The following is a 21,752-nucleotide window of genomic DNA, read 5'->3' on the forward strand; positions in this document are numbered from 1 at the left end:
CGCGATGGCGGTGGGTCTGCTTGCATCAGTCCTGTATTTCAAACCGTGGCGACAATGAAAATCCGCTTGAAAGGAAACAGCGTGCGCCCATCGGGCTCATGCGGGTAATGCGCATGCACCCGCATCATGAAGTGATAGATGAATCGCGCCTGTTCGTTATCCTCCAACGCTTGCATCACCGACCGCAGAGCCGACACCTTGATCCAGTCGTAGATCGGCGACTTGCCATCGACGACCTGTAGCTGTTCGGTCTCCCAGATATCCAGCGTGCGGGTGATGGGGGAGAGCAACCGATAGTAACTTTCCAGCGGCAGTAATGGGCGCGCAGCCAGGGTTTCGCATAACTGCGGCGTACCCAGCGGTTGGCCTCCCGGGCCGCCATCATCAAGGGTATCGAGCATCAGCTGATACCACATCGCATCTCGCCAGTCGGGCATGTGCGCCGCCAGACAACCGCCCGGATTGAGATAACCCAGCAGGCGCGGCAGCAGGTGTTCGTGGTCGTCGATGAAGTGCAGCACAGCGGCGGCAAAGAGCAGATCGGCGGGTTGCTCCGGTTGCCAGGTTTGTAAATCGCACTGCTTCCACTGCGCCTTGATCGGCAGGCAGCTGGCCGCCACAAGCATTTGCTTCGAACTGTCGATACCCATCAGTTGGGCTCGGGGCCAACGCTTGGAAAGTACTTGCGTGGCAATGCCCGTGCCGCAACCCAGGTCGTAGATGCGTTTGGGCTTGTCCAGGTCGACGCGGTCGAGTAGCTCGTTCACCGGTCGTTGTCGAAGTTTTGAGAATTGCTGGTAGGCCTTGGCGTCCCAGTCGGGTTTGGCGGGAGCTGTTTTGAGCGGAGTGATCATGAGGTGGTCCTCTGGTGATCAAGTGGTGTCTTCCGATGACAGCCTGGCTCAAGTCTTGCGGACCAACATCAACAGATAACGGAAGCTAAGAAGGTTGAACATCACCTGAATCCTGTCAGGTTTTTTGACTTTAATTGAGGGTGGGTAAAGCGCCAGCCCATCTGACCAGCGGCTCCCACCCTCGATGGCTGTTTACAACAAGCTGATCGGATAGCTGACGATCAACCGATTCTCATCGAACTCGTTATTGCTGTAGTCGCGGCGCATGGTCGAGTTGCGCCATTTGACGTTCAGGTCCTTGAGCGCGCCGCTTTGTACGGTGTAGCCCAGTTCGCTTTCGCGGCCCCATTCCTTGCCGTCGGTGATGTTGCCGGTGTGCACGTTGTCGCCGCTGATGTAGCGGTTCATCAGGGTCAGGCCGGGAACACCGAGGGCGACGAAGTTGTAGTCATGTCGCACTTGCCAGGATTTTTCCCGGGCGTTGTCATAGCTGGAGTTGTAGCTGTCGTTGGCCAGGGTGCCGCCGCTGGTGCCGTTGACGCGCATCCAGGCGCTGTCGCCGGTGAGTTTTTGCAGGCCGACGTAAAAGGTGTTGCCGCCGTACTTGGCCGAGAACAGGCCATAAAAGGTTTTGTTGTCGAGGTCGCCGGCCCGGGCGCTGCCGTCGTCCTTGCCGTAGAAGAAGCCGAGGTTGGCGCCCAGGGTCCAGTCGCCCAGTGGCTGGCTGTGAATCAGGTTCACGAACTGCTGGCTGTAGATGTCCTTGAGTTCGGCGTTCCACAGACCGATCTGCGTGCGCTTGTCGTTGAACACGTACTCGCCGCCCTGGAAGTTGAAGCGGTCGGAGGTGAAGGAGGGTTTTCCGGTCATCGACATGTCATTCATGCTGCTGTCGTCGCGCGGACTGTTGGCGCGGAACTGGCCGCCGTAAAGCGTCAGGCCGGTGATTTCCTTCGAGGTGATCTGGCCGCCACGGAAGGTTTGTGGCAGGGAACGGCCGTCGTCCGAGCGCAGGATCGGCAGCACTGGCATCCATTCACCGACTTTCACTTCGGTCTGCGACAGCTTGGCCTTGAACGCCACGTTGGTGCGACCGAAGTTGTCGGCCGGGCGACCATCGTGGTCCAGCGGCAACAACTGCGTTCCACCGGTGCCTTTACCACCATCGAGTTTCACCGAGTACAGGCCCAGCACATCCATGCCGAACCCGACGGTGCCTTGGGTGAACCCGGACTTGGCGTCGAGAATGAAGCTTTGTGTCCACTCTTCAGCCTTTCCTTGAGCCTTGGTCGGGTTGGTGAAATTGCGGTTGATGTAGAAGTTGCGCAGGTTCAGGTTGACCTTGGCGCCGTCGACAAACCCCGATTCCTCGGCCATGACAGGCAGGGCAGCGCTGGCCAGGGCGATGGCGATCAGGCCGGGAAAATAATACTGCGCGGTGGAAGGTGTCATGGGGCGGTCTCTCTAATTTTTAGGGATGAAACGGGGCGCTGCCGCAACGGCGAGGTTGCAGACAAAGGATTCGTAATTGTCAAAATCGGAACGGATCAGCCGGACAGGGCAGGGCGCGGGGACATGGAGTCGAACCTGATGTTATTGGTCTTGTGGGGGCAGATGTTGAGGGGAATGAACCAGGTAGTTCAATTGGCAAAAGTAGGTTTTGGGCGATTATCGAACGTAAGATTGAATTGGATTTTGTGGTGTTTGTGCGGGCCGGTGTCGGCACTGCATCTTTCCCGCAGACAACAAAAAGCCCACCAATAGGTGGGCTTCGTGTTTACAGCGCTATCAGAACAACTTCATCTTCGGCGCGTCTTCTTTGAGCGGTTCGACTTTCGCCGTCTGCTCATTCCAGCCACCGCCCAAGGCCTTGTACAGATTGACCGCACTGGCCAACTGCGCCAGGCGATCAGTGATCAGTACTTGTTGCGCGTTGAACAGCTGACGCTGGGCGTCGAGGAAAGTCAGGTTGCTGTCGACACCAATGCGGTAACGACGCTCGGCCAGACGGTAGTAGTCCTGGTTGGCGGTGACGTTGTCACGCTGCGCCTGCAACTGGTCGGTGTAGGTCTGGCGGGCGGCCAGGCCGTCGGCGACTTCCTGGAAGGCCGTTTGAATGGATTTCTCGTAGTTCGCCACGCCGATGTCTTTCTGGATTTTCGAGTAATCCAGGCTGGCGCTCAGGCTGCCGGCGTTGAAGATCGGCAGGTTGATCTGCGGCGAAAACAGCCAGGTGCCCGAACCGCCCTTGAACAGACCGGACAAGTCCGGGCTCAGGGTGCCGGCGTTGGCCGTCAGGCTGATGCTCGGGAAGAACGCAGCCCGTGCCGCACCGATGTTGGCGTTGGCAGCTTTCAGGTTGTATTCGGCCTGGAGGATGTCCGGACGACGTTGCAGCAAGTCCGATGGCAGACCGGCGGGCACGTCACTCAGCAAATCGTCAGACAGCGGTTTGGCGGCTTGCAGGTTGGCCGGGATGCCGGTGCCGAGCAGCAGCACCAGGCTGTTTTCATCCTGAGCGACCTGGCGGGTGTACTTCGCCAGTTGAACCCGGGCGGTTTCCACCGAGGTGCGTGACTGGGCCAGGTCCAGCGCCGAGGCGACACCGACCTCGTTGCTGCGCGCGGTGAGCTTGTAGCTCTGCTCGAACGCACCGAGGGTGTCCTGGGTCAGCTTCAGCAGCTCTTTGTCGGCCTGCCAGGCCAGGTAAGCGTTGGCCACGCTGGCCACCAGACTGATCTGCGTACTGCGACGACCTTCTTCGGTCGCGAAGTACTTCTGCAGCGCTTCTTCGCTGAGGCTGCGAACCCGACCGAACATGTCGAGTTCATACGCGCTGATACCCACGGTGGCCGAGTAGGAACTGCTGATCCCCGCTTCGCCAGTCTGCGAGGCCCGTGCCGGAACGCGCTGACGGCTGCCGGTGCCATTGGCCGAAACGGCCGGGTACAGGTCGGCACGCTGGATGCGGTATTGAGCCGCGAACGCATCGATGTTCAGGGCCGCGACGCGCAGGTCACGGTTGTTTTCCAGGGCGACCTGGATCAGCTGTTGCAGCGCCGGGTCATGGAAAAACTGCTTCCAGCCTTGTTCGGCGGCGGCCTGGGCAGGCGCCTGGGCCGGCGAGTACGCCGGACCTTGCGGGTATTGCGCGGCCACCGGTGCTGCGGGCTGCTGATAGTCAGGAATCAGCGAGCAGCCGCCGAGCACGAACGCGGCGACGGCTAGGGAGAGTAGCGACTTGCTCATTGGCCAGCCTCTTTAGAAGGTTCAATAGCATCATCCTGGTCGGCGATTTTGCGCTGGCCCATGGACGACACGGTGACGAAGAACAGCGGGACCCAGAAGATCGCCAGAATCGTGGCGGTGAGCATACCGCCAATTACTCCGGTACCGATCGCATGTTGGCTACCCGAGCCTGCGCCTGTGGAGATTGCCAGGGGCACCACACCAAGAACGAACGCGAGCGATGTCATGATGATCGGTCGCAAACGCATGCGGCAGGCTTCGATCGCCGCATCGCGCAGGCTGCGCCCCTGTTCATGCAGCTCCTTGGCAAATTCGACAATCAGAATGGCGTTTTTCGCCGCCAGACCGATAGTCGTCAACAGGCCCACCTGGAAGTACACATCGTTAGACAGACCCCGCAGGCTGGTGGCCATCAGCGCACCGATGATCCCCAGCGGTACGACCAACATCACCGCGATCGGAATCGACCAGCTTTCATACAGCGCCGCCAGACACAGGAACACCATCAGCAGCGATAGCGCATACAACGCTGGCGCTTGCGAACCGGACAGGCGTTCCTCGTATGACAGACCCGTCCAGGAAATACCGACACCGGCCGGCAGTTTCTGGGCGATGGCTTCGACTTCGGCCATCGCTTCACCGGTGGAGTAGCCAGGAGCCGGGGCACCGAGGATTTCCATCGCCTCTACGCCGTTGTAACGGGCCAGTTTCGGCGAACCGTAGATCCATTCACCCTTGGCGAAGGCGGTGAACGGCACCATCGCGCCGTCGCGATTGCGCACGTACCACTTTTTCAGGTCTTCAGGGCTCATGCGCGCACCTGGCTGGCCTTGCACGTAAACCTTCTTCACCCGACCACGGTCGATGAAGTCGTTCACATAGCTACTGCCCAGGGCAATCGACAGGGTGTTGTTGATGTCGGCGATGGTAATGCCCAGCGCACTGGCCTTCTCGTCGTCGATTTCCAGCTGGTATTGCGGCTCGTCGTTCAGACCGTTCGGGCGCACTTGCGACAGCACTTTGCTCTGTGCCGCCATGCCGAGGAACTGGTTGCGGGCCGCCATCAGTTTTTCGTGGCCGATACCGGCGCGGTCCTGCAGGAACACGTCGAAACCGGTGGCGTTACCCAGTTCCAATACCGCCGGGGGCGCGAATGCAAACACCATGGCGTCCCGGAAGGTGAAGAAGTGCTGCTGGGCGCGGGCCGCAACCTTGAACACGTTGTTGTCGGCGTTACGCTCGTCCCACGGACGCATCATGATGAACGCCATGCCCGAACTCTGGCCGCGGCCGGCGAAGTTGAAGCCGGTCACGGTAAACACCGAGTTCACCGCATCGCCTTCACCGCCATCCTTGCTTGGACGCAGCAGGAATTCACGCATCTGGTCCACGACCACCTGGGTACGCTGGGCCGTCGAACCGGCCGGGGTCTGCACTTGAGCGAACAGTACGCCCTGGTCTTCTTCCGGCAGGAACGCCGTTGGAATACGGGTGAACAGCCAGATCATGCCGACCAGGATGAGCAGGTACGCCAGCAGGTACGGAACCTTGTGCGCAAGCATGTTGCCCACGCCACGTTCGTAGCTGCGTACGCTACGGTCGAAGTTGCGGTTGAACCAGCCGAAAAAGCCGCGCTTCGGTACGCCGTGTTCACCTTTGGGAATGGCCTTGAGCATGGTGGCGCAAAGTGCCGGGGTGAAGATCAACGCGACCATCACAGACAGCGCCATGGCCGAAACGATGGTGATCGAGAACTGCTTGTAGATCACCCCGGTGGAACCGCTGAAGAACGCCATCGGCAGCAATACTGCCGACAACACCAGGGCGATACCGACCAGTGCGCCCTGGATCTGCCCCATGGATTTCTTGGTGGCCTCCTTGGGTGACAGGCCTTCTTCGCTCATGACCCGTTCGACGTTTTCCACCACGACGATGGCATCGTCCACCAGCAAGCCGATGGCCAACACCATGCCGAACATGGTCAAGGTGTTGATGCTGAAGCCGAACGCCGCGAGGATCCCGAACGTACCGAGCAATACCACTGGCACGGTCATCGTGGTGATGACCGTGGCACGGAAGTTTTGCAGGAACAGGAACATCACCAGGAACACCAGCACGATCGCTTCGACCAGGGTTTCAACCACACCCTTGATCGACTCGGTCACCACCGGCGTGGTGTCGTACGGGAACACCACTTCCATCCCTTGCGGGAAGAACGGCTTGAGGCTGTCGATGGTCTTGCGCAAAGCTTTTGCGGTGTCGAGGGCGTTGGCACCGTTGGCCAGTTTCACTGCGAGACCGGAAGCCGGGGCGCCGTTGAACTGGGCGTTGATGCTGTAGTTCTCGCCACCCAGACCGACGTCGGCGACATCTTTCAAACGAACCTGGGAACCGTCCTTGTTGACCTTGAGCAGGATTTTGTTGAATTGCTCAGCGGTCTGCAGACGGGTCTTGCCGATGATCGTCGCGTTCAGCTGTGTGTCGGGCATGGCCGGCAGGCCGCCGAGCTGGCCGGACGAGATCTGCACGTTCTGTGCGGCGATGGCAGTCTTGACGTCTATCGGGGTCAGGCTGAAGTTGTTCAGCTTGGCCGGGTCGAGCCAGATACGCATGGCGTATTGCGAGCCGAACACCTGGAAGTCGCCCACGCCGGCTGTCCGCGAAATCGGGTCCTGCATGTTGGACACGATGTAGTTGGACAGGTCGTCCTTGGTCATGCTGCCGTCACGCGAGACCACGCCGATCACCAGCAGGAAGTTCTTCACAGCCTTGGTGACGCGGATACCTTGTTGCTGCACTTCTTGCGGCAGCAGCGGGGTGGCCAGGTTCAGTTTGTTCTGGACCTGAACCTGCGCGGTGTCGGAGTTGGTGCCTTGCTCGAAGGTCGCAGTGATCGTCATGGTGCCGTCGGAGTTACTTTCCGAAGAGACATAACGCAGATTGTCGATACCGTTGAGCTGCTGCTCGATTACCTGAACCACGGTGTCCTGCACGGTTTGTGCGGAAGCGCCCGGGTAGGCCACGGAGATGGCAATCGCCGGAGGCGCAATGCTCGGGTATTGGTTGATCGGCAGTTTGAGGATCGATAGTGCCCCGACCAGCATGATCACCAGGGCGATTACCCAGGCGAAAATCGGACGGTCGATAAAAAATTTCGACATGGTTTACTCCCCTTTGCCGCTGGAAGCCTTATCAGCTGCCTGTGCGGGGGCCGGGTTCTTTGCGCCAACGTTAGTCGCTTCACTGGCTTTGACTTCGACGCCAGGTTTGACGTATTGCAATCCTTCGGTGATCAGGCGATCGCCAGCTTTCAGGCCATCCTCGATCAGCCATTGGTTGCCGACGGTGCGACTGGCCTTGAGCTGACGCAATTCGACCTTGTTGTCCGCACCGACGACCAGTGCCGTCGGCGAGCCTTTGAGGTCACGCGTCACGCCTTGTTGTGGGGCCAGGATCGCAGCGCTGTTCACACCGGACTGCAACTGGGCGTGAACGAACATGCCTGGCAGCAAGGTGTGATCAGGGTTGGGGAACACGGCTCGCAGCGTTACCGACCCCGTGGTCTGGTCAACCGAGACTTCGGAGAACTCGAGCTTGCCTTCCTGCTTGTACAGGCTGCCATCTTCGAGGGTCAGCTTGACGGCGGCGGCGGTGTCGCCGGCCTTTTGCAGACGACCGCTTTCCAGTTCGCGGCGCAGCTCAAGCAGCTCGACGGACGATTGGGTGACGTCGACGTAGATCGGGTCCAGTTGCTGGATCACGGCCATCGGATCGACCTGGCCGCTGGTGACCAGCGCGCCTTCGGTCACGTTCGAGCGGCCGATGCGGCCGGAGATCGGTGCGTAAACCTTGGTGTAGCGCACATTGATCTGCGCGGTTTGCAACGCGGCTTCCGATTGCATGCGGTTGGCGACGGCCGTGTCGTATTCCTGACGGCTGACGGCCTGCTCGTTGACCAGCATCTTGTAGCGATCGGAGATCGACTTGGTCTGTTGCAGGTTGGCTTCGGCGCTTTTCAGGGTGGCTTCATAAACGGCCGGATCGATCTGATACAGCTGCTGGCCGGCCTTGACGTCGCCGCCTTCCTTGAACAGACGTTTGAGAATGATTCCGTTGACCTGAGGGCGGACTTCGGCAATGCGGAACGCACTGGTGCGGCCTGGAAGCTCGGACGTCAGGGTAAACGCTTGGGGTTGCAGGGTAACTACGCCGACCTGAGGTGGTGGGGCGGCTTGTGCCGTCTCTTCCTTTTTGCAGCCGCTGAGCAGCGATGCCAGGGCGAGGGCAGTGACCAGAGCGGTAACAGCTGGCTTGAATTGCATGAAGATCCTCGGGTCAGGCGCGCTAGAAACGCACGAGAAAGGTGGAAGGTTAAAAAATAGGTGCCGGGTGGATAAGTAGCTTGCTAAGGAATATACTTACGTTCATGGTTGTTTGTAAATACCTTGGCTGCGTACCCACTCCGTTACAAAAGCCGTTCAAAGGTTGGAATTGCATGCCGGGGACGATGCCCAAGAGCGCTCGCCCCACTTTTATTCAGCGGATATCCGGTCATCGCCGAAGCATCCTGATTGAGGTTTTACTGCCATGGTCCGTCGTACCAAAGAGGAAGCTCAAGAAACCCGCAGCCAGATACTCGAAGCGGCAGAAAAAGCCTTTTTTGAAAGGGGCGTGGCGCGCACGACGTTGGCGGACATCGCGACCCTGGCCGGCGTGACCCGCGGCGCCATCTACTGGCATTTCAGTAACAAGGCCGATCTGGTGCAAGCAATGCTGGACACCTTGCAAGAACCGCTGGATGAGATGGCCCGGGCCAGTGAAAGCGAAGATGAGCTCGATCCACTGGGCTGCATGCGCAAGCTGCTGATTCATTTGTTTCATCAAGTTGCACTGGACCCGAAAACCCGACGCATTAATGAGATTTTGTATCATAAGTGCGAATTCACCGATGAAATGTGCGACCTGCGTCAACAGCGCCGAGCGGTCAGCCTCGATTGCAATGTGCGAATCGCCCTGGCCCTGAGTAATGCGGTGAATCGCGGGCAAATGCCCGAGGACCTCGACACGGCCCGCGCGGCGATCAGCCTGCACGCCTACATCGATGGCCTGCTGTATCAGTGGCTATTGGCGCCGGACAGTTTTCTACTGCACACCGACGCCGAACGGTGGATCGATGCAGGGTTGGACATGCTGCGCTTGAGCAGTAGCCTGCGCAAATGAAACAAAATGCGTAATTGGATCCGGTCCTGTCAACAAAATAAGGCAGGCCTGCCCCCCCATCAGAGCGCGCGTCTTTTCAATGGGGTGCTTTTATATACGCACACTCGCCAGGTTGAAAGGTAGCGAGCTACGTAATTTGTACTGATTTTGTGACGCGGTTATGAATCGGCTGAAACGTGTAACCGACTCAGTCGCAGGGAGGTCAGCCCTCGCTGCACTTCCTGGCTGAGTCAGTGTTTACTGGTCTGGTTGTTCGCAACCGTCAGCCCAAGGTGATTTCCACTTCGAAGTTGAAGGGCGCCTCATCACTCATGTGGGTGATTTTGGTTGAGCAGTCGACCCGGGATGTGCCGATCGAAGTGACGGTGTTTTTCACGCTCGGCTTATGTGTTGGCGTTAACACACCGAAGGAAGTATTCATAATCATGCCCAGATCAAAACGCACCCCGATAGTCTGGTCGCCGAAGTCTACAAACTGATTGAACATGATTTTGTTTTTCGGCCAAGGGTACGCATAAGTGTAGGCGAACTCCGATTTGAAGGCTGTTTCTTCTTGTGGCTCAAGTTGGAACGACTCACGCTCTGATTGGCGCAACGGCAAACTGGTTCGCGCCATCTTGAAAGTGTGGGAAGTGTTGTTGATGATCTTGATAATGACCCGGGTTTGTTTCGGATCCGCCTTCTGATTTCGCCACTGCTCGATCTGTTGTCCCAGGGCGACCCTCGACTCGGCCCGGTCCAGGAAGCCAATCAGTTCGACCTTGGCCTTACCCACCAGATCATCCAGCAACGCCTGGTTTTCCTTGCTGAGCAGGAACGGTGAAAGCTGATAGAGAATGCCGATCGAGGTAGCGCTGAAGAACGAGAATATATCGCTGTAAGCGTCGGGGGTTTCGTTGTTGGTGTTTTCAATATTGGTCATGTCGATTCCTTTCGATAGAAGTGTTGTAGAGCAGGTGTTTGTTGTTGCTTGTTGAAGGGCGAGTATCTAGGTTAGTGCTGAGTATCGAAAGCGACGGATGGTGTCTTAATGTGTTTAGTTGAATGGATGCTTGATAGGTGAGTTGATAAGTAAGTTGTTGTTAGTCAGTAAACTAAAAAGCCCCGGCTCGCGAGAGTCGGGGCTTTTTCATTACAGAGGGTGGAACTTACAACGTTGGATAGTCGATATAACCGACCGGCCCCTTGGCATAGAACAACTCAGGACGCGCTTCATTCAGCGGCGCATCGGCCTTCAGGCGCGCTGGCAAATCCGGGTTGGCAATGAATGGCACGCCGAAGGCGACCGCATCAGCCTTGCCGCTCGCCAGCCAGGCGTTGGCGCTGTCCTTGGTGAAGCGTTCGTTGACGATGTAAGGGCCGCCGAAGGCTTCTTTCAGTTGTGGGCCCAGACTGTCGGCGCCTTCTTTCTCGCGTGAGCAAATGAACGCGATGCCGCGTTTACCTAGTTCGCGAGCGACGTAGGTGAACGTCTCGGCCAGGTTGTCGTCGCCCATGTCGTGGGAGTCGGCGCGGGGTGACAGGTGCACACCGACGCGGCCGGCGCCCCAGACTTCGATGGCGGCGTCGGTCACTTCCAGCAACAGGCGAGCGCGGTTTTCCAGGGAGCCGCCGTAGATGTCGGTGCGCTTGTTGGTGCTGCTTTGCAGGAACTGGTCGAGCAGGTAACCGTTGGCGCCGTGGATTTCCACGCCGTCGAAACCGGCGGCCTTGGCGTTCTCGGCACCGGTGCGATACGCGTCAACGATGTCGGCGATTTCAGCGGTTTCCAGAGCCCGTGGGGTCGGGTAGTCGGCCAATGGACGCACCAGGCTGACATGGCCTTTGGGCTGGATGGCGCTCGGTGCGACAGGAGCTTCACCGTTCAGGTACGACTCATGGGAGATCCGGCCAACGTGCCACAGTTGCATGAAAATCTTGCCGCCCGCGCCGTGGATCGCTTTGGTCACGTTGGACCAGCCACGCACCTGGTCGTTGGACCAGATGCCCGGGGTGTCCGGGTAGCCGACGCCCATAGGGGTGACCGATGTGGCTTCGCTGAGGATCAGGCCGGCCGAAGCACGTTGTACGTAGTATTCGGCCATCAGCGCGTTCGGCACACGGCCTTCGTCGGCGCGGCAGCGGGTCAGCGGCGCCATGATGATGCGGTTGGTCAGCTCGATATCACCGAGTTTGATCGGATCGAAAATAGTCGTCATGAAGTACAACCCTCGTGAGGTAATGGTTAATTAGTGGGTAGCAGGTGCCAGTTCGGGATCGCCGCTCTGGCGGAAAGTAATCAGGGTCACCAGCAGGGCAAGCACCGCCAGTGCCGCGGCCGCGAGTGGCACGCGAGTCAGGCCGAAACCGTGGGCGATGACGCTGCCGCCGACCCAGGCGCCGAGTGCGTTGCCGATGTTGAAAGCGCCGATGTTCAGGGTCGACACCAGGTTCGGCGCGGCCTTGCCATAGGTCACCACGTTCACTTGCAGGGCAGGGACGGCGGCGAAGCACGCGGTGGCCCAGAGGAACAGGGTGATTTCGGTCGGGATCAGCGCAATGCTGGTCCAGGTCAATACGGTGGAGATCAAGGCCATCGAGATGAAGACGCCGATCAGCGTCGCGGCCATGCCTTTATCAGCCAGTTTGCCGCCAATGATGTTGCCGACCGTCAGGCCCAGGCCGATGAGCATCAGGGTCCAGGTCACGCCACGTGGCGAGACACCGGTGACTTCGCCCAGCAGCGGCGCAACGTAGGTGAATAGCGTGAACACTGACGCTGCAAACAACGCGGTCATGCTCAACGACAACCAGATGCCGGCGCCTTTGAGGGCGCGCAATTCGGCGCGCATGTCGAGTTTCTCTTCATCGCGCTTGGCCGGCAGGAAACGGATCAGGCCGATCAACGCGATCACGCCAATCACGGTCACCGCCCAGAAGGTCGAGCGCCAGCCGGCTTGCTGACCGAGCGCGGTGCCCAGCGGCACGCCGAGGACGTTGGCCAGGGTCAGGCCGGTGAACATCAACGCCACGGCCGACGCACGTTTGTTGGCGGGTACCAGGCCTGCCGCCACCACCGAACCGATGCCGAAGAACGCACCGTGGCAAAGGGCGGTGACCACACGGGCAAACATCAGCACGTTGTAGTCAGTGGCCAAGGCACAGAGCAAGTTGCCAATGATGAAGATGCCCATCAACGCAACCAGCGCGGCCTTGCGCGGCAGTCTGGAGGTGGCCAGTGCCATGAACGGCGCACCGATGGCCACGCCCAGGGCGTAACCGGTCACCAGCCAGCCGGCGCCGGGGATCGACACACCGAGGTCGGCCGCCACGTCGGGCAGCAAGCCCATGATGACGAACTCGGTGGTACCGATGGCGAAGGCACTCAAGGCCAGGATGAGTAGCGAGAGGGGCATTGTCGATTCCTTGTCGGCTGACTGACGTGGGGGGCGTTCTCAATTGGTTTTCCCAGCGCTGCGTGAAAACCAATTGAGAACGCCCCCACAGGGTCAGAGTTCTTTGCTGAAGGTGCGGAGGAACTCCTGGATGGTTTCCTCATTACGTTTGAAAAAGTGCCATTGGCCGACTTTGCGGCTGCTGATCAGGCCGGCGCGTTGCAGGGTCGCCAGGTGGGCAGACACTGTTGACTGCGACAAACCACACCGTTGATCGATCTGCCCGGCGCAGACGCCGTGCTCGTGGCTGTGGGACTGGTCGGGAAATTCGACGTCCGGGTCTTTTAGCCAGTGCAGGATTTCTCGCCGTACCGGGTGCGCCAGGGCTTTTATTATTTCGTCGAGATTGAGAGTCATGGTGTGGGCTCGTGATGAGTAAAACGTTATATCGCGATGGGGCGAACTTTAAATCGGTATTTCGCGATATACAAATACGATTTAGCTCTGAGCTGATCGTAATTCGGTATATCGAGTTATAACGATACGGTGCGTGTAAAAGTATAAGGAGGCAATGCTAAGCTTCGCTCATGAACTATCTAGCCCATCTGCACCTCGGTGGCCAGCGCCCCGGTCAACTGCTCGGCAGCCTGTATGGCGACTTCGTCAAAGGACGGCTGCAAGGGCAGTTCGATCCGGAAATCGAGGCGGCCATCCAGTTGCATCGCAGCATCGATGTCTTTACCGACCGCCATCCTTTGGTGGACGCTGCGTTGTCGCGGTTTTCCATTACGCGTCGGCGTTATGCCGGGATCGTGCTCGATGTGTTCTTCGACCATTGTCTGGCGCGGGACTGGACGCTTTACGCCGATCAGCCGCTGGAATTATTCACCTCGGATGTGTACCGGGTGCTGTCGGCCGAGCCGCAGTTGCCGGAACGACTGGCGCGGATCGCGCCCCACATGGTGGCCAATGACTGGTTGGGTTCTTACCGGGAGTTCGAGGTGCTGGAGCAGGTATTGCGCGGGATTTCGCGGCGGCTGACCAGGCCTGAGGAGCTGGCGGCAGCGATGCAGGAATTGCGAGTGCTGTATGAACCGTTGAGCGAGGACTTTCGGTTGTTCTATCCACAGCTTCAGGATTTCGCGCAGAACTATCCAACACCATAAATCCCCTGTGGGAGCGGGCTTGCCCGCGATTGCGGTGGTTCAGTCAACATGGATGTTGGATGCTCCGGCCTCATCGCGGGCAAGCCCGCTCCCACAGGGAAAGGTGTTCAGGCTGCGATGGCTGGGCGCATCGGGACTTGCTGGGTTTCCGGAATGGCTCCAAACAACGCCTTTTGCACCGCCTGCTGCGCCTCGAACGCCAGCGCCGCACGCTCGCGGCCTTCGCAGGCGATCGGCTTGAGCAGATGAATCTCCACCTCACCGCGATCATTGGCGAACAAGCGCATCAGGTGCGAGAGCAAATCATCATCGCCAATGAACGGTGCCAGCGAATCGAGCTCACCGTTGCGCAGATAACGAATGGCCACGGGCTGCAGAGCCACTTCGGAGTCGATTGCCGCTGACAGCAAGCGACCGTGGAAGGTGCGCAACGAGCGGCCATCGGTGGTGGTGCCTTCCGGGAACATCAGCAGCGGGTGTTGTTGCTCCAGATGACGGGTCATCTGCTTGCGAATCAACTGGCTGTCACCCGACCCGCGACGAATGAACAAACTTCCCGCCTTCGCCGCCAACCAGCCGGCGACCGGCCAGGTGCGCACTTCGGCCTTGGACAGAAACGACAGCGGCGTGAGCATGCCCAGCAGCGGAATATCGGTCCAGGACACGTGGTTGCTGACCCAGAGCATCGGCGCCTTCGGCAGTTCACCGTGGACGGTTACGCGAAAGGGCAGGGCATTGCTCAGGCGTGCCATGAAAAATCGCGACCAGCGCTGGCGACGCACCATCGAATGAGCAATCCCCAACCGCTCGAACAAGCCGAACACACCGGCCATGCTCAACCCCAGCGCGACCACCACCAGCACTCGCGCAATTCGCGCGTACACCCTTAAACGGCTCATCACATGGCCGCCTTGAAATGCTTGGCGTAGCGCGGGCAGAGTTCATCGCGCTTGAGCAGGATGAACACGTCGGCGACCTGGAAATCTTCGTCCCAGCACGGCTCGCCGCAGATCTTCGCGCCCAGACGCATGTAGGCCTTGAGCAGCGGTGGCATCTCTGCAATGACGTTGGAGGGGATGTCCAGAATCGGCAGCGGTTTTTTCGGTTCAGCCCGCAGGTGTTCGGTGCACAGGTAACGTTCGCGCAGGCGCTGCATGATCGCGTGGGCCTGAATCCCGCCGTCCTGCATCGGGATGCTCGCGCAACCCATCAGATAGCTGTAGCCGCCCTGATTGAGGACTTCGGCCAGTTCACCCCAGAGCACGGCGATGGTGCCACCGTTGCGATACGCCGGGTCGACGCAGGTGCGGCCGATTTCCAGGATCGGGCCCTTCAGATGAACCAGGCCATGCAGGCTGAATTCTTCTTCGCTGTAGAACTTGCCCAGGCTGCTGGCCGCCGTGTGGTCGAGCAACCGGGTAGTCGCCACCAGTCGGCCGGTGTTCAAGTCACGCACGCCGATGTGGGCGCAGTGAACATCATAATCATCCATGTCCAGACCCAGCTCGGCGCCTTTCAGCTTGGCGTTGAATTCGCCGCTGAACACGTTGAAGCGCAAGGCCTGGGCTTCCTGCAAGGCCTCGGCGCCCACCAGGCGTTCGGCTTGCAGACGGCGTTCATTGCCGGTGTCGCTGATGCGGGCGATCTGAGTCATTGCGAATCTCCGTGCGGGCTGGTCACCCGTCTTGGGTTAGAGCCGATCGACTTTCTTTATGCAGCCGTGTTGTGCAAAGTCAGGCTATGTAGCCCCGGTGTCATCGCCATGAAGCTTTGGTGATGCTTATATGACAGCCCCCAAGGAGCCTCTTATGCCCTGGCAAAACCTGCTCGACCGCCGCGACCGAATGCCTGCGAATGCCGACCTGGCGGAGGGTTTCGCAACGTTGTTGCATCAGTTGGGCACGGTCACGCCGTTCGAGCTGGCAGTGGTCGGTGGACGGTTGATGGCGACGCCGGGGCTGGCGTTTCTGGTGGGCTATCAGGCGGCGTTGCGCATGCTTTGGCCAAGCGCGCCGCTGAGCCTGGGGGCGTTGTGCGCGACCGAACAGCGCAGCCTGCGAGTCGCGGACATGCAAACGCGCCTGAGCGGTTTGCGTGTGAGTGGACGCAAGGATTTCGTCACCGCTGGTGATGCGGCGGACTGGCTGCTGGTCGCTGCCCGTAGCGAAGACCCCGGCGAAACTCCGCGCCTGAGTCTGGCGGTGGTCTATCCCGGTGAACCGGGCGTGCGTGTGGAAAAACTGCCGGCGATCCCGCTGATGCCGGACATCAGTCACGGACGCCTGTTTCTGGACAATGCACTGTGCGAATTACTGGCGGGGGATGGCTGGGATGCCTACGTCAAACCGTTCCGCACGCTGGAAGACATTTATGTGCTGAGCGCGATGACGGCGTGGCTGTATGGCGTCGGTCACGACAGCGACTGGCCACAAGCCTTGCAGTTGCGTTTGCTGGCGCTGCTGGCCGGGTGCGCGGAAGTCAGTCGGCAAGCGCCGAACAACCCGGCTGGGCATATCCTGCTGGGGGGCTTGTTTGCGCAGTTCGACGGGCTCAAGGCTGAGGTCAATCAGGCGCTGGCCGAGGGGCCGCCACTCTGGGCGGCGATTTGGCAGCGCGATCAGTCCGTGATGGATTTAGCGGCGGGGGCGCGGGGCAAGCGGTTGGCCAAGGCGCTTGCGGGATCTTCGCTGAACTGACTGGCCTCATCGCGGGCAAGCCCGCTCCCACAAGGATTTGTGGTGTGCCAAACGGATCATGTGGGAGCGGGCTTGCCCGCGATGGCGGCCGCAAGGGCGACACAAATTCTCGAACTGTCATCAACCTCAACTAGGCTCAGTAGGATAACCCCGCCGAGCCCCTGCCATGTCCAAAGGCTTGTCCCTGTTCTTCCTGCTGCTGCTCAGCGTTACCGCCCACGCCGAGTATTGGCCCGCCGAACAATGGTCGACCGCTCCGGCAATCTCCGGCCCGGCACTTCAATCCCTGGAAACCTACGCCTTCCCACCTCGCGATGACGCCACCCGAAAAGGCATCCGCACCGATGCGTTGCTGGTGATCCGCGACGGCCAATTGATTTACGAGCGCTACGCCGGGCCGACCACGGCCCAAACGCCGCACCTGACTTGGTCGATCAGCAAAAGCTTGATGGCCACGGTCCTCGGTGTCGCTTATGGCGAGGGCCTGTTCAAGCTCCAGGACCCGGCGCTGAAATTTTATCCGCCACTGCAAAAACACCCTGCAATCACCCTGGCCGACCTGCTGCATTGGGCGTCGGGCCTGGACTGGCAGGAAGACTATGAATACGCCCCGTTGAAGTCCTCAGTGGTGGCCATGCTCTACACCCGGGGTCATCAGGACATGGCTGCGTTTACTGCTGGCCACGAGGAATACGCTCAGCCCGGGCAGGCATTTCGTTATTCCAGTGGTGACAGCAACCTGCTGTCCGCCGCACTGAAAAACATCGTCGGCCCGGCTCGTTATGCAGACTATCCGTGGACCGCACTGTTTGAGCCCCTGGGGATTCGCGATGCCGTCTGGGAAACCGACGCCACGGGCACTTTCGTCGCCTCGTCCTATGCCTACCTCACTGCCCGCGACCTGGCGCGAATCGGTTGGTTGATGGCGCGCGACGGTCGCTGGAAAGATCGACAACTGCTGCCCAAAGACTGGGTGGCCTTCAACCGCGAACCGTTCGCGCACTATCGCGCCCATCAGGATGACGCGGTGCCCGGCGGCCAGTGGTGGCTCAATCGCGCAGCGGATGGCGTGCCCAGACCCTGGCCCGATGCCCCCGACGATACCTTCGCCGCACTGGGCCATTGGGGCCAGGCGATGTACGTGATTCCCAGCGAACACCTGGTGATCGTGCGCTACGGCGATGATCGCGACGACAGTTACCAGCACAATGAATTGCTCAAGCTCGCGCTCAAGGCCTTTGGCGGGAAGGTGCAGCCATGAACAACGTTGTTCGCCGCCGACCGTTCAGCGCGTTGTTGCTGGTGCTGCTGCTCGCCGTGTTCGGCTGGGGCTGGCACGAGCGAGTGGCGTTATGGGCGTTTCCCGACATCATCAGCGCCTATACCGCGAAGGAATATTGCTCGTGCCGGTACGTGATGAATAACGCCGCCGAGTATTGCCATGGCTACGTGAAGCAATGGTTGCCGACCAGCGGTTTTACCGATGACCCCACCAGCAAACGCGTGACGGTCAGCGGCATGGGCCGCAGCAATAGCGCCGTTTGGGTTGGCGAACACCAGGGCTGTCGCCTTAATCCTTGAGCAGGTTCCACACAGTGGAACCACATTCGATTGTCCTTGTTCGCTTGCCTGCTGACGCTGCTGGGTACTTACTGCATGCAAGAGGCGCCACGCGCCCGACAATCCGCTGCACGTAACCTTGAGGTGAAACCTTGAGCATCAATCCGATTGTAGAAATGGACGCCGATGCGTTGTCCCGCGCCTTGCATGCCCGACGGCTGTCCTGCCGCGAAGTGATGCAGGCGTATCTGGCGCAGATCGAGCGTTTCAATCCGCAGGTCAATGCACTGGTCTCCCTGCGCCCGAGCGATGAATTGCTGGCCGAGGCCGATGTCTGCGACCGCCAGTTGGACCAAGGGCAGTCCCGGGGCTGGATGCACGGCATGCCGCAAGCGATCAAGGATCTGGCCGCAACCGCCGGTTTGCGCACGACCATGGGCTCGCCGTTGCTCGCCGGGCAAGTTCCGCAACAGGACGCGATCAGCGTGGCGCGGGTTCGCGAGTGTGGCGCGATCATCATCGGCAAGACCAACGTTCCGGAATTCGGCCTCGGTTCACAGACCTATAACAGCGTGTTCGGCACTACGACCAATGCGTATGACCCGACGCTGACGGCCGGCGGCAGCAGCGGCGGGGCGGCAGTGGCGCTGGCGTTGCGCATGCTGCCGGTGGCAGATGGCAGTGACATGATGGGCTCGCTGCGCAACCCGGCAGCGTTCAACAACGTCTTCGGCTTTCGTCCCTCAATGGGGCGCGTGCCGCATGGCCCGGCGCCGGACGTGTTCGTCCAGCAACTGGCCACCGAAGGGCCGATGGGCCGCAGCGTTGTCGATGTCGCGCGGTTGCTCGGCACCCAGTCCGGGTACGACCCGCGCGTGCCGTTGTCACTGACGCAAAACCCGCAGATATTCCACGACCCGCTGGAACAGGATCTGGGCGATGTGAGGATCGGCTGGCTGGGGGATTACAACGGCTACCTGCCGATGGACGAAGGGGTGTTGAGCCTCTGCGAGTCAGCACTGCAAGACTTCACAACTCTGGGCTGCAAGGTTGAGGCCTGCCAACCGGAGTTCTCCATGGAGCGCCTGTGGCAAACGTGGCTGGTGCACCGGCACTGGCTGGTGCAGGGCAGCCTCGGCGCGCTGTACGCCGACCCGCGCAAACGTGAACAACTCAAACCCGAAGCCCAATGGGAAATCGAGGGTGGTTTGCGCCTCACCGGGGCCGACGTCTATCAGGCCTCGGTCAGTCGCAGTGAATGGTATCGAGCGTTGGGCGAGTTGTTTGAACGTTACGATTTTCTGCTGTTGCCCACCGCACAAGTGTTCCCTTTTGATGCACAGACACCGTGGCCGCGCGTCGTCGGCGGGCAGACCATGGACACCTATCACCGCTGGATGGAGGTGGTGATCGGCCCGACCCTGGCCGGTTTGCCGAGCATGAACGTGCCCATTGGTTTCAACGCGGCGGGGTTGCCGATGGGCCTGCAAATCATTGGCCCGGCGCAGGCGGATCGAGCGGTGCTGCAATTGGCCTACGCCCATGAACAGCTGACGCAATGGGTCAAGCGCCGACCGCCGGCGTGTCTGCAAATGTCCTGAAGCCAGCGGCGTGCGCTCCGTCGAGCGGGCGCTGGCGGTCACCCGAACAACTGCCAGATCGCCGGCCAGCATGCCAGCCTGTTTCATTCGGCGATGTGCAGCAGGCTTTGGCCTGAGCTGATAGCCAAGCCTTGCAATTAGCTCGCGGGCGGTTAAGGTTCGTGCAGGTTTATCGGCACACGAGTCTCTATGTTCAACCGTTTCCTCTGCAAAACCCTCGCCTTCGCGCTGCTGGCCGGCGCTTCGTTGTCGGCCCAGGCTAATTGGTATCTGGACGGTGAGTCCTCGCGGCTGTCGTTCATCAGTACAAAAAACGCCAACATCTCCGAAGTGCAGCGCTTTCTGGTGCTGCACGGCAAGGTCGATTCCAAAGGCGTGGCCGAGGTGGAAGTCGAGATGGACTCGGTGAACAGCGGCATCCCGTTGCGTGATGAGCGGATGCGCAAGGAGCTGTTCGAGATCAAGACCTTCCCCGAAGCGCTGATCACCGCGCAGATCGATCTGCGCCCGATCAACGACCTCGCCCCCGGTGCACAACTGGAATTGCGGTTGCCGGTGACCGTCAATCTGCATGGCAAACAACACCAATACAACGCCGAACTGCTGGCGACCCGTCTCGATGACCGACGCTTTCAGGTCGTAACCCTGGAACCCTTGGTGATCAACGCCGAAGACTTCGACCTGGCCCCCGGGCTGGAAAGTTTGCGCAAGCTCGCCGGCCTGTCGGCCATCAGTCTGTCGGTGCCGGTGGGTGCGGTACTGATTTTCACGGCGCGCTGACATGGCCGGCGCAATTTTCCCGTGGCGTGAAGGCAACCACTTTGAGCTGCTGATCGATGGGCCGCAGTTTTTCCCACGCATGCTGGTCGCGATTGCCCGTGCCCAGGAGCAGGTTGAACTGGAGCTGTACCTGGTGGAGGCGGGTGCCTGTGCCGAGGCGATGGTTCAGGCGTTGACCCAGGCCGCCGAGCGCGGCGTGCGGGTGCGTTGCCTGTTCGATGATTACGGCAGCCTCGCCTTCACCCTGACCCTGCGTCAGCGCCTGACGGCGGCGGGCGTGGAGCTGCGTTTCTACAATCGCCTGAGCTGGCGCCGCTGGGTCGGCAACTTCTATCGCGATCATCGCAAACTGTTGTTGGTCGATCAAAGCCTGGCGGTGGTCGGCGGCACCGGGGTCACCGATGAGTTCTGGACGCCGGGCGAAGACACCAGTGAATGGCACGAAGTGATGGTAGAGATCACCGGTCCGCTGGTGATCGACTGGCAGTTGCTGTTCGATCGCCAGTGGATTGCCAACCGTCATCGCCGCGCCTGGAAGCCGGCCTCGCACTTCGGCTTGCCGCGCCTGCCGCGTGTACCGTCAGCGGGCGAGGGCATGGGCCGGGTAGCGTATGCCGACGCCCGGCAACACCGCGACATTCTGCAATCACTGGTCCGTGCGCTGAACAGCGGGCAGCAGCGGATCTGGTTGGCCACGCCGTATTTCCTGCCAACGTGGAAAGTCCGCCGCTCGTTGCGTCGGGCGGCGGGACGAGGCGTTGATGTGCGCCTGCTGCTGACCGGGCCGCGCACCGATCACCCTTCGGTGCGCTACGCCGGGCATCGCTACTACCCGCGACTGCTCAAGTCCGGGGTGCAGATTTTCGAATACCAGCCGTGTTTCCTGCACCTGAAAATGGTCCTGATTGATGATTGGGTGAGCATCGGCTCGTGCAATTTCGATCACTGGAATCTGCGCTTCAACCTGGAAGCCAACCTTGAGGCGCTGGACCCCGCATTGACACAGGCGGTGGTGGCGAGTTTCGAGAAGGATTTCACGCAGAGCCAGGAAGTCAGCCTGGAGGCATGGCAACGCCGGCCGCTGTGGCGGCGGGTGAAGCAAAGGGTTTGGGGATGGGTGGATCGATTGGTGGTGAATCTGCTGGATCGACGAGGTTAGTCGCCCTGATCGTTCCCACGCTCCGCGTGGGAATGCAGCCCGTGACGCTCCGCGTCACTGGACGCGGAGCGTCCCTTGAGGCGTTCCCACGCG

Annotated in this window: 19 protein-coding genes; 8 read left to right on the forward strand and 11 right to left on the reverse strand. The window is 60.2% G+C overall.

Features of this window, described 5'->3' with window-relative positions; genetic code table 11:
* Positions 1 to 38 precede the first annotated feature (38 nt).
* The 5 genes from BLQ41_RS11850 to BLQ41_RS11870 all read right to left on the reverse strand — a co-directional run bounded on the left by BLQ41_RS11850 (position 39) and on the right by BLQ41_RS11870 (position 8,425).
* Entirely contained in the window at positions 39 to 854 is an 816-nt protein-coding gene (locus tag BLQ41_RS11850; RefSeq protein WP_090180995.1) for a methyltransferase domain-containing protein, read from the reverse strand.
* A 192-nt stretch (positions 855 to 1,046) separates the two neighbouring features.
* On the reverse strand, positions 1,047 to 2,306 hold the full coding sequence (locus BLQ41_RS11855) for an OprD family porin (RefSeq protein ID WP_090180998.1): 1,260 nt from the start codon (positions 2,304 to 2,306) through the stop codon (positions 1,047 to 1,049).
* Between the two features lie 336 nt (positions 2,307 to 2,642).
* Complete coding sequence (emhC, locus tag BLQ41_RS11860) at positions 2,643 to 4,103, reverse strand: efflux RND transporter outer membrane subunit EmhC (RefSeq protein ID WP_090181001.1); 1,461 nt, start codon at positions 4,101 to 4,103, stop codon at positions 2,643 to 2,645.
* Positions 4,100 to 7,264, reverse strand: a complete 3,165-nt coding sequence (gene emhB, locus BLQ41_RS11865) for an efflux RND transporter permease subunit EmhB (protein WP_090181003.1) — start codon at positions 7,262 to 7,264, stop codon at positions 4,100 to 4,102. Before emhB ends, emhC begins: the two co-directional genes overlap by 4 nt.
* Before the next feature lie 3 nt (positions 7,265 to 7,267).
* Entirely contained in the window at positions 7,268 to 8,425 is a 1,158-nt protein-coding gene (locus tag BLQ41_RS11870; RefSeq protein WP_090181006.1) for an efflux RND transporter periplasmic adaptor subunit, read from the reverse strand.
* Positions 8,426 to 8,690: 265 nt separating this feature from the next.
* On the opposite strand from BLQ41_RS11870, the gene emhR reads away from it, so the two are divergent.
* Positions 8,691 to 9,323: an efflux system transcriptional repressor EmhR gene (emhR, locus tag BLQ41_RS11875; RefSeq protein ID WP_090181008.1), complete on the forward strand. Its 633-nt coding sequence runs from the start codon at positions 8,691 to 8,693 to the stop codon at positions 9,321 to 9,323.
* 262 nt (positions 9,324 to 9,585) lie between these two features.
* Here emhR and BLQ41_RS11880 read toward each other — a convergent pair whose 3' ends face one another.
* The 4 genes from BLQ41_RS11880 to BLQ41_RS11895 all read right to left on the reverse strand — a co-directional run bounded on the left by BLQ41_RS11880 (position 9,586) and on the right by BLQ41_RS11895 (position 13,114).
* Positions 9,586 to 10,245: a hypothetical protein gene (locus tag BLQ41_RS11880; protein ID WP_090181011.1), complete on the reverse strand. Its 660-nt coding sequence runs from the start codon at positions 10,243 to 10,245 to the stop codon at positions 9,586 to 9,588.
* A gap of 226 nt (positions 10,246 to 10,471) precedes the next feature.
* Positions 10,472 to 11,521 carry an alkene reductase gene (locus BLQ41_RS11885; RefSeq protein ID WP_090181014.1) on the reverse strand — a complete coding sequence of 350 codons (1,050 nt, stop codon included), beginning with the start codon at positions 11,519 to 11,521 and terminating at the stop codon, positions 10,472 to 10,474.
* A 30-nt stretch (positions 11,522 to 11,551) separates the two neighbouring features.
* On the reverse strand, positions 11,552 to 12,718 hold the full coding sequence (locus tag BLQ41_RS11890; protein ID WP_090181017.1) for an MFS transporter: 1,167 nt from the start codon (positions 12,716 to 12,718) through the stop codon (positions 11,552 to 11,554).
* Between the two features lie 93 nt (positions 12,719 to 12,811).
* Positions 12,812 to 13,114: an ArsR/SmtB family transcription factor gene (locus tag BLQ41_RS11895; RefSeq protein WP_090181020.1), complete on the reverse strand. Its 303-nt coding sequence runs from the start codon at positions 13,112 to 13,114 to the stop codon at positions 12,812 to 12,814.
* A 170-nt stretch (positions 13,115 to 13,284) separates the two neighbouring features.
* On the opposite strand from BLQ41_RS11895, the gene BLQ41_RS11900 reads away from it, so the two are divergent.
* Positions 13,285 to 13,863, forward strand: a complete 579-nt coding sequence (locus BLQ41_RS11900) for an acyl carrier protein phosphodiesterase (protein ID WP_090181025.1) — start codon at positions 13,285 to 13,287, stop codon at positions 13,861 to 13,863.
* Between the two features lie 107 nt (positions 13,864 to 13,970).
* Here BLQ41_RS11900 and BLQ41_RS11905 read toward each other — a convergent pair whose 3' ends face one another.
* Positions 13,971 to 14,762: a lysophospholipid acyltransferase family protein gene (locus BLQ41_RS11905; protein WP_090181028.1), complete on the reverse strand. Its 792-nt coding sequence runs from the start codon at positions 14,760 to 14,762 to the stop codon at positions 13,971 to 13,973.
* Positions 14,762 to 15,517, reverse strand: a complete 756-nt coding sequence (gene olsB, locus BLQ41_RS11910) for an L-ornithine N(alpha)-acyltransferase (RefSeq protein WP_090181031.1) — start codon at positions 15,515 to 15,517, stop codon at positions 14,762 to 14,764. Before olsB ends, BLQ41_RS11905 begins: the two co-directional genes overlap by 1 nt.
* A gap of 154 nt (positions 15,518 to 15,671) precedes the next feature.
* Here olsB and BLQ41_RS11915 point away from each other — a divergent pair, with 154 nt between their 5' ends.
* The 6 genes from BLQ41_RS11915 to BLQ41_RS11940 all read left to right on the forward strand — a co-directional run bounded on the left by BLQ41_RS11915 (position 15,672) and on the right by BLQ41_RS11940 (position 21,659).
* A complete protein-coding gene (locus BLQ41_RS11915; protein WP_090181034.1) occupies positions 15,672 to 16,559 on the forward strand; it encodes an acyl-CoA dehydrogenase middle domain-containing protein in 888 nt (295 codons plus the stop codon).
* A gap of 166 nt (positions 16,560 to 16,725) precedes the next feature.
* Entirely contained in the window at positions 16,726 to 17,820 is a 1,095-nt protein-coding gene (locus BLQ41_RS11920) for a serine hydrolase domain-containing protein (protein WP_090181042.1), read from the forward strand.
* Positions 17,817 to 18,140 carry an amidase gene (locus BLQ41_RS11925; RefSeq protein ID WP_090181044.1) on the forward strand — a complete coding sequence of 108 codons (324 nt, stop codon included), beginning with the start codon at positions 17,817 to 17,819 and terminating at the stop codon, positions 18,138 to 18,140. The genes BLQ41_RS11920 and BLQ41_RS11925 overlap by 4 nt, the downstream gene beginning before the upstream one ends.
* Before the next feature lie 137 nt (positions 18,141 to 18,277).
* The gene (locus BLQ41_RS11930; RefSeq protein WP_197678946.1) at positions 18,278 to 19,720 is read left to right on the forward strand and encodes an amidase; all 1,443 of its coding nucleotides are present in this window, start codon (positions 18,278 to 18,280) and stop codon (positions 19,718 to 19,720) included.
* 189 nt (positions 19,721 to 19,909) lie between these two features.
* A complete protein-coding gene (locus tag BLQ41_RS11935) occupies positions 19,910 to 20,500 on the forward strand; it encodes a YceI family protein (RefSeq protein ID WP_090181046.1) in 591 nt (196 codons plus the stop codon).
* 1 nt (position 20,501) lies between these two features.
* Entirely contained in the window at positions 20,502 to 21,659 is a 1,158-nt protein-coding gene (locus tag BLQ41_RS11940; RefSeq protein WP_090181047.1) for a phospholipase D-like domain-containing protein, read from the forward strand.
* Positions 21,660 to 21,752: the final 93 nt, after the last annotated feature.

Origin of the sequence: Pseudomonas arsenicoxydans, assembly GCF_900103875.1 — a bacterium.
GTDB classification, from domain to species: domain Bacteria; phylum Pseudomonadota; class Gammaproteobacteria; order Pseudomonadales; family Pseudomonadaceae; genus Aquipseudomonas; species Aquipseudomonas arsenicoxydans.

What these genes read in the sequence shown, in the direction of transcription:
- BLQ41_RS11925 (WP_090181044.1), top strand. Translation starts at nt 17,817, where the DNA reads ATGAACAACGTTGTTCGCCGCCGACCGTTCAGCGCGTTGTTGCTGGTG.
- BLQ41_RS11895 (WP_090181020.1), bottom strand. Translation starts at nt 13,114, where the DNA reads ATGACTCTCAATCTCGACGAAATAATAAAAGCCCTGGCGCACCCGGTA.
- BLQ41_RS11900 (WP_090181025.1), top strand. Translation starts at nt 13,285, where the DNA reads ATGAACTATCTAGCCCATCTGCACCTCGGTGGCCAGCGCCCCGGTCAA.
- BLQ41_RS11915 (WP_090181034.1), top strand. Translation starts at nt 15,672, where the DNA reads ATGCCCTGGCAAAACCTGCTCGACCGCCGCGACCGAATGCCTGCGAAT.
- BLQ41_RS11885 (WP_090181014.1), bottom strand. Translation starts at nt 11,521, where the DNA reads ATGACGACTATTTTCGATCCGATCAAACTCGGTGATATCGAGCTGACC.
- BLQ41_RS11905 (WP_090181028.1), bottom strand. Translation starts at nt 14,762, where the DNA reads ATGAGCCGTTTAAGGGTGTACGCGCGAATTGCGCGAGTGCTGGTGGTG.
- BLQ41_RS11890 (WP_090181017.1), bottom strand. Translation starts at nt 12,718, where the DNA reads ATGCCCCTCTCGCTACTCATCCTGGCCTTGAGTGCCTTCGCCATCGGT.
- emhR (WP_090181008.1), top strand. Translation starts at nt 8,691, where the DNA reads ATGGTCCGTCGTACCAAAGAGGAAGCTCAAGAAACCCGCAGCCAGATA.
- emhC (WP_090181001.1), bottom strand. Translation starts at nt 4,103, where the DNA reads ATGAGCAAGTCGCTACTCTCCCTAGCCGTCGCCGCGTTCGTGCTCGGC.
- BLQ41_RS11880 (WP_090181011.1), bottom strand. Translation starts at nt 10,245, where the DNA reads ATGACCAATATTGAAAACACCAACAACGAAACCCCCGACGCTTACAGC.
- BLQ41_RS11920 (WP_090181042.1), top strand. Translation starts at nt 16,726, where the DNA reads ATGTCCAAAGGCTTGTCCCTGTTCTTCCTGCTGCTGCTCAGCGTTACC.
- olsB (WP_090181031.1), bottom strand. Translation starts at nt 15,517, where the DNA reads ATGACTCAGATCGCCCGCATCAGCGACACCGGCAATGAACGCCGTCTG.
- emhB (WP_090181003.1), bottom strand. Translation starts at nt 7,264, where the DNA reads ATGTCGAAATTTTTTATCGACCGTCCGATTTTCGCCTGGGTAATCGCC.
- BLQ41_RS11850 (WP_090180995.1), bottom strand. Translation starts at nt 854, where the DNA reads ATGATCACTCCGCTCAAAACAGCTCCCGCCAAACCCGACTGGGACGCC.
- BLQ41_RS11855 (WP_090180998.1), bottom strand. Translation starts at nt 2,306, where the DNA reads ATGACACCTTCCACCGCGCAGTATTATTTTCCCGGCCTGATCGCCATC.
- BLQ41_RS11940 (WP_090181047.1), top strand. Translation starts at nt 20,502, where the DNA reads ATGGCCGGCGCAATTTTCCCGTGGCGTGAAGGCAACCACTTTGAGCTG.
- BLQ41_RS11870 (WP_090181006.1), bottom strand. Translation starts at nt 8,425, where the DNA reads ATGCAATTCAAGCCAGCTGTTACCGCTCTGGTCACTGCCCTCGCCCTG.
- BLQ41_RS11935 (WP_090181046.1), top strand. Translation starts at nt 19,910, where the DNA reads ATGTTCAACCGTTTCCTCTGCAAAACCCTCGCCTTCGCGCTGCTGGCC.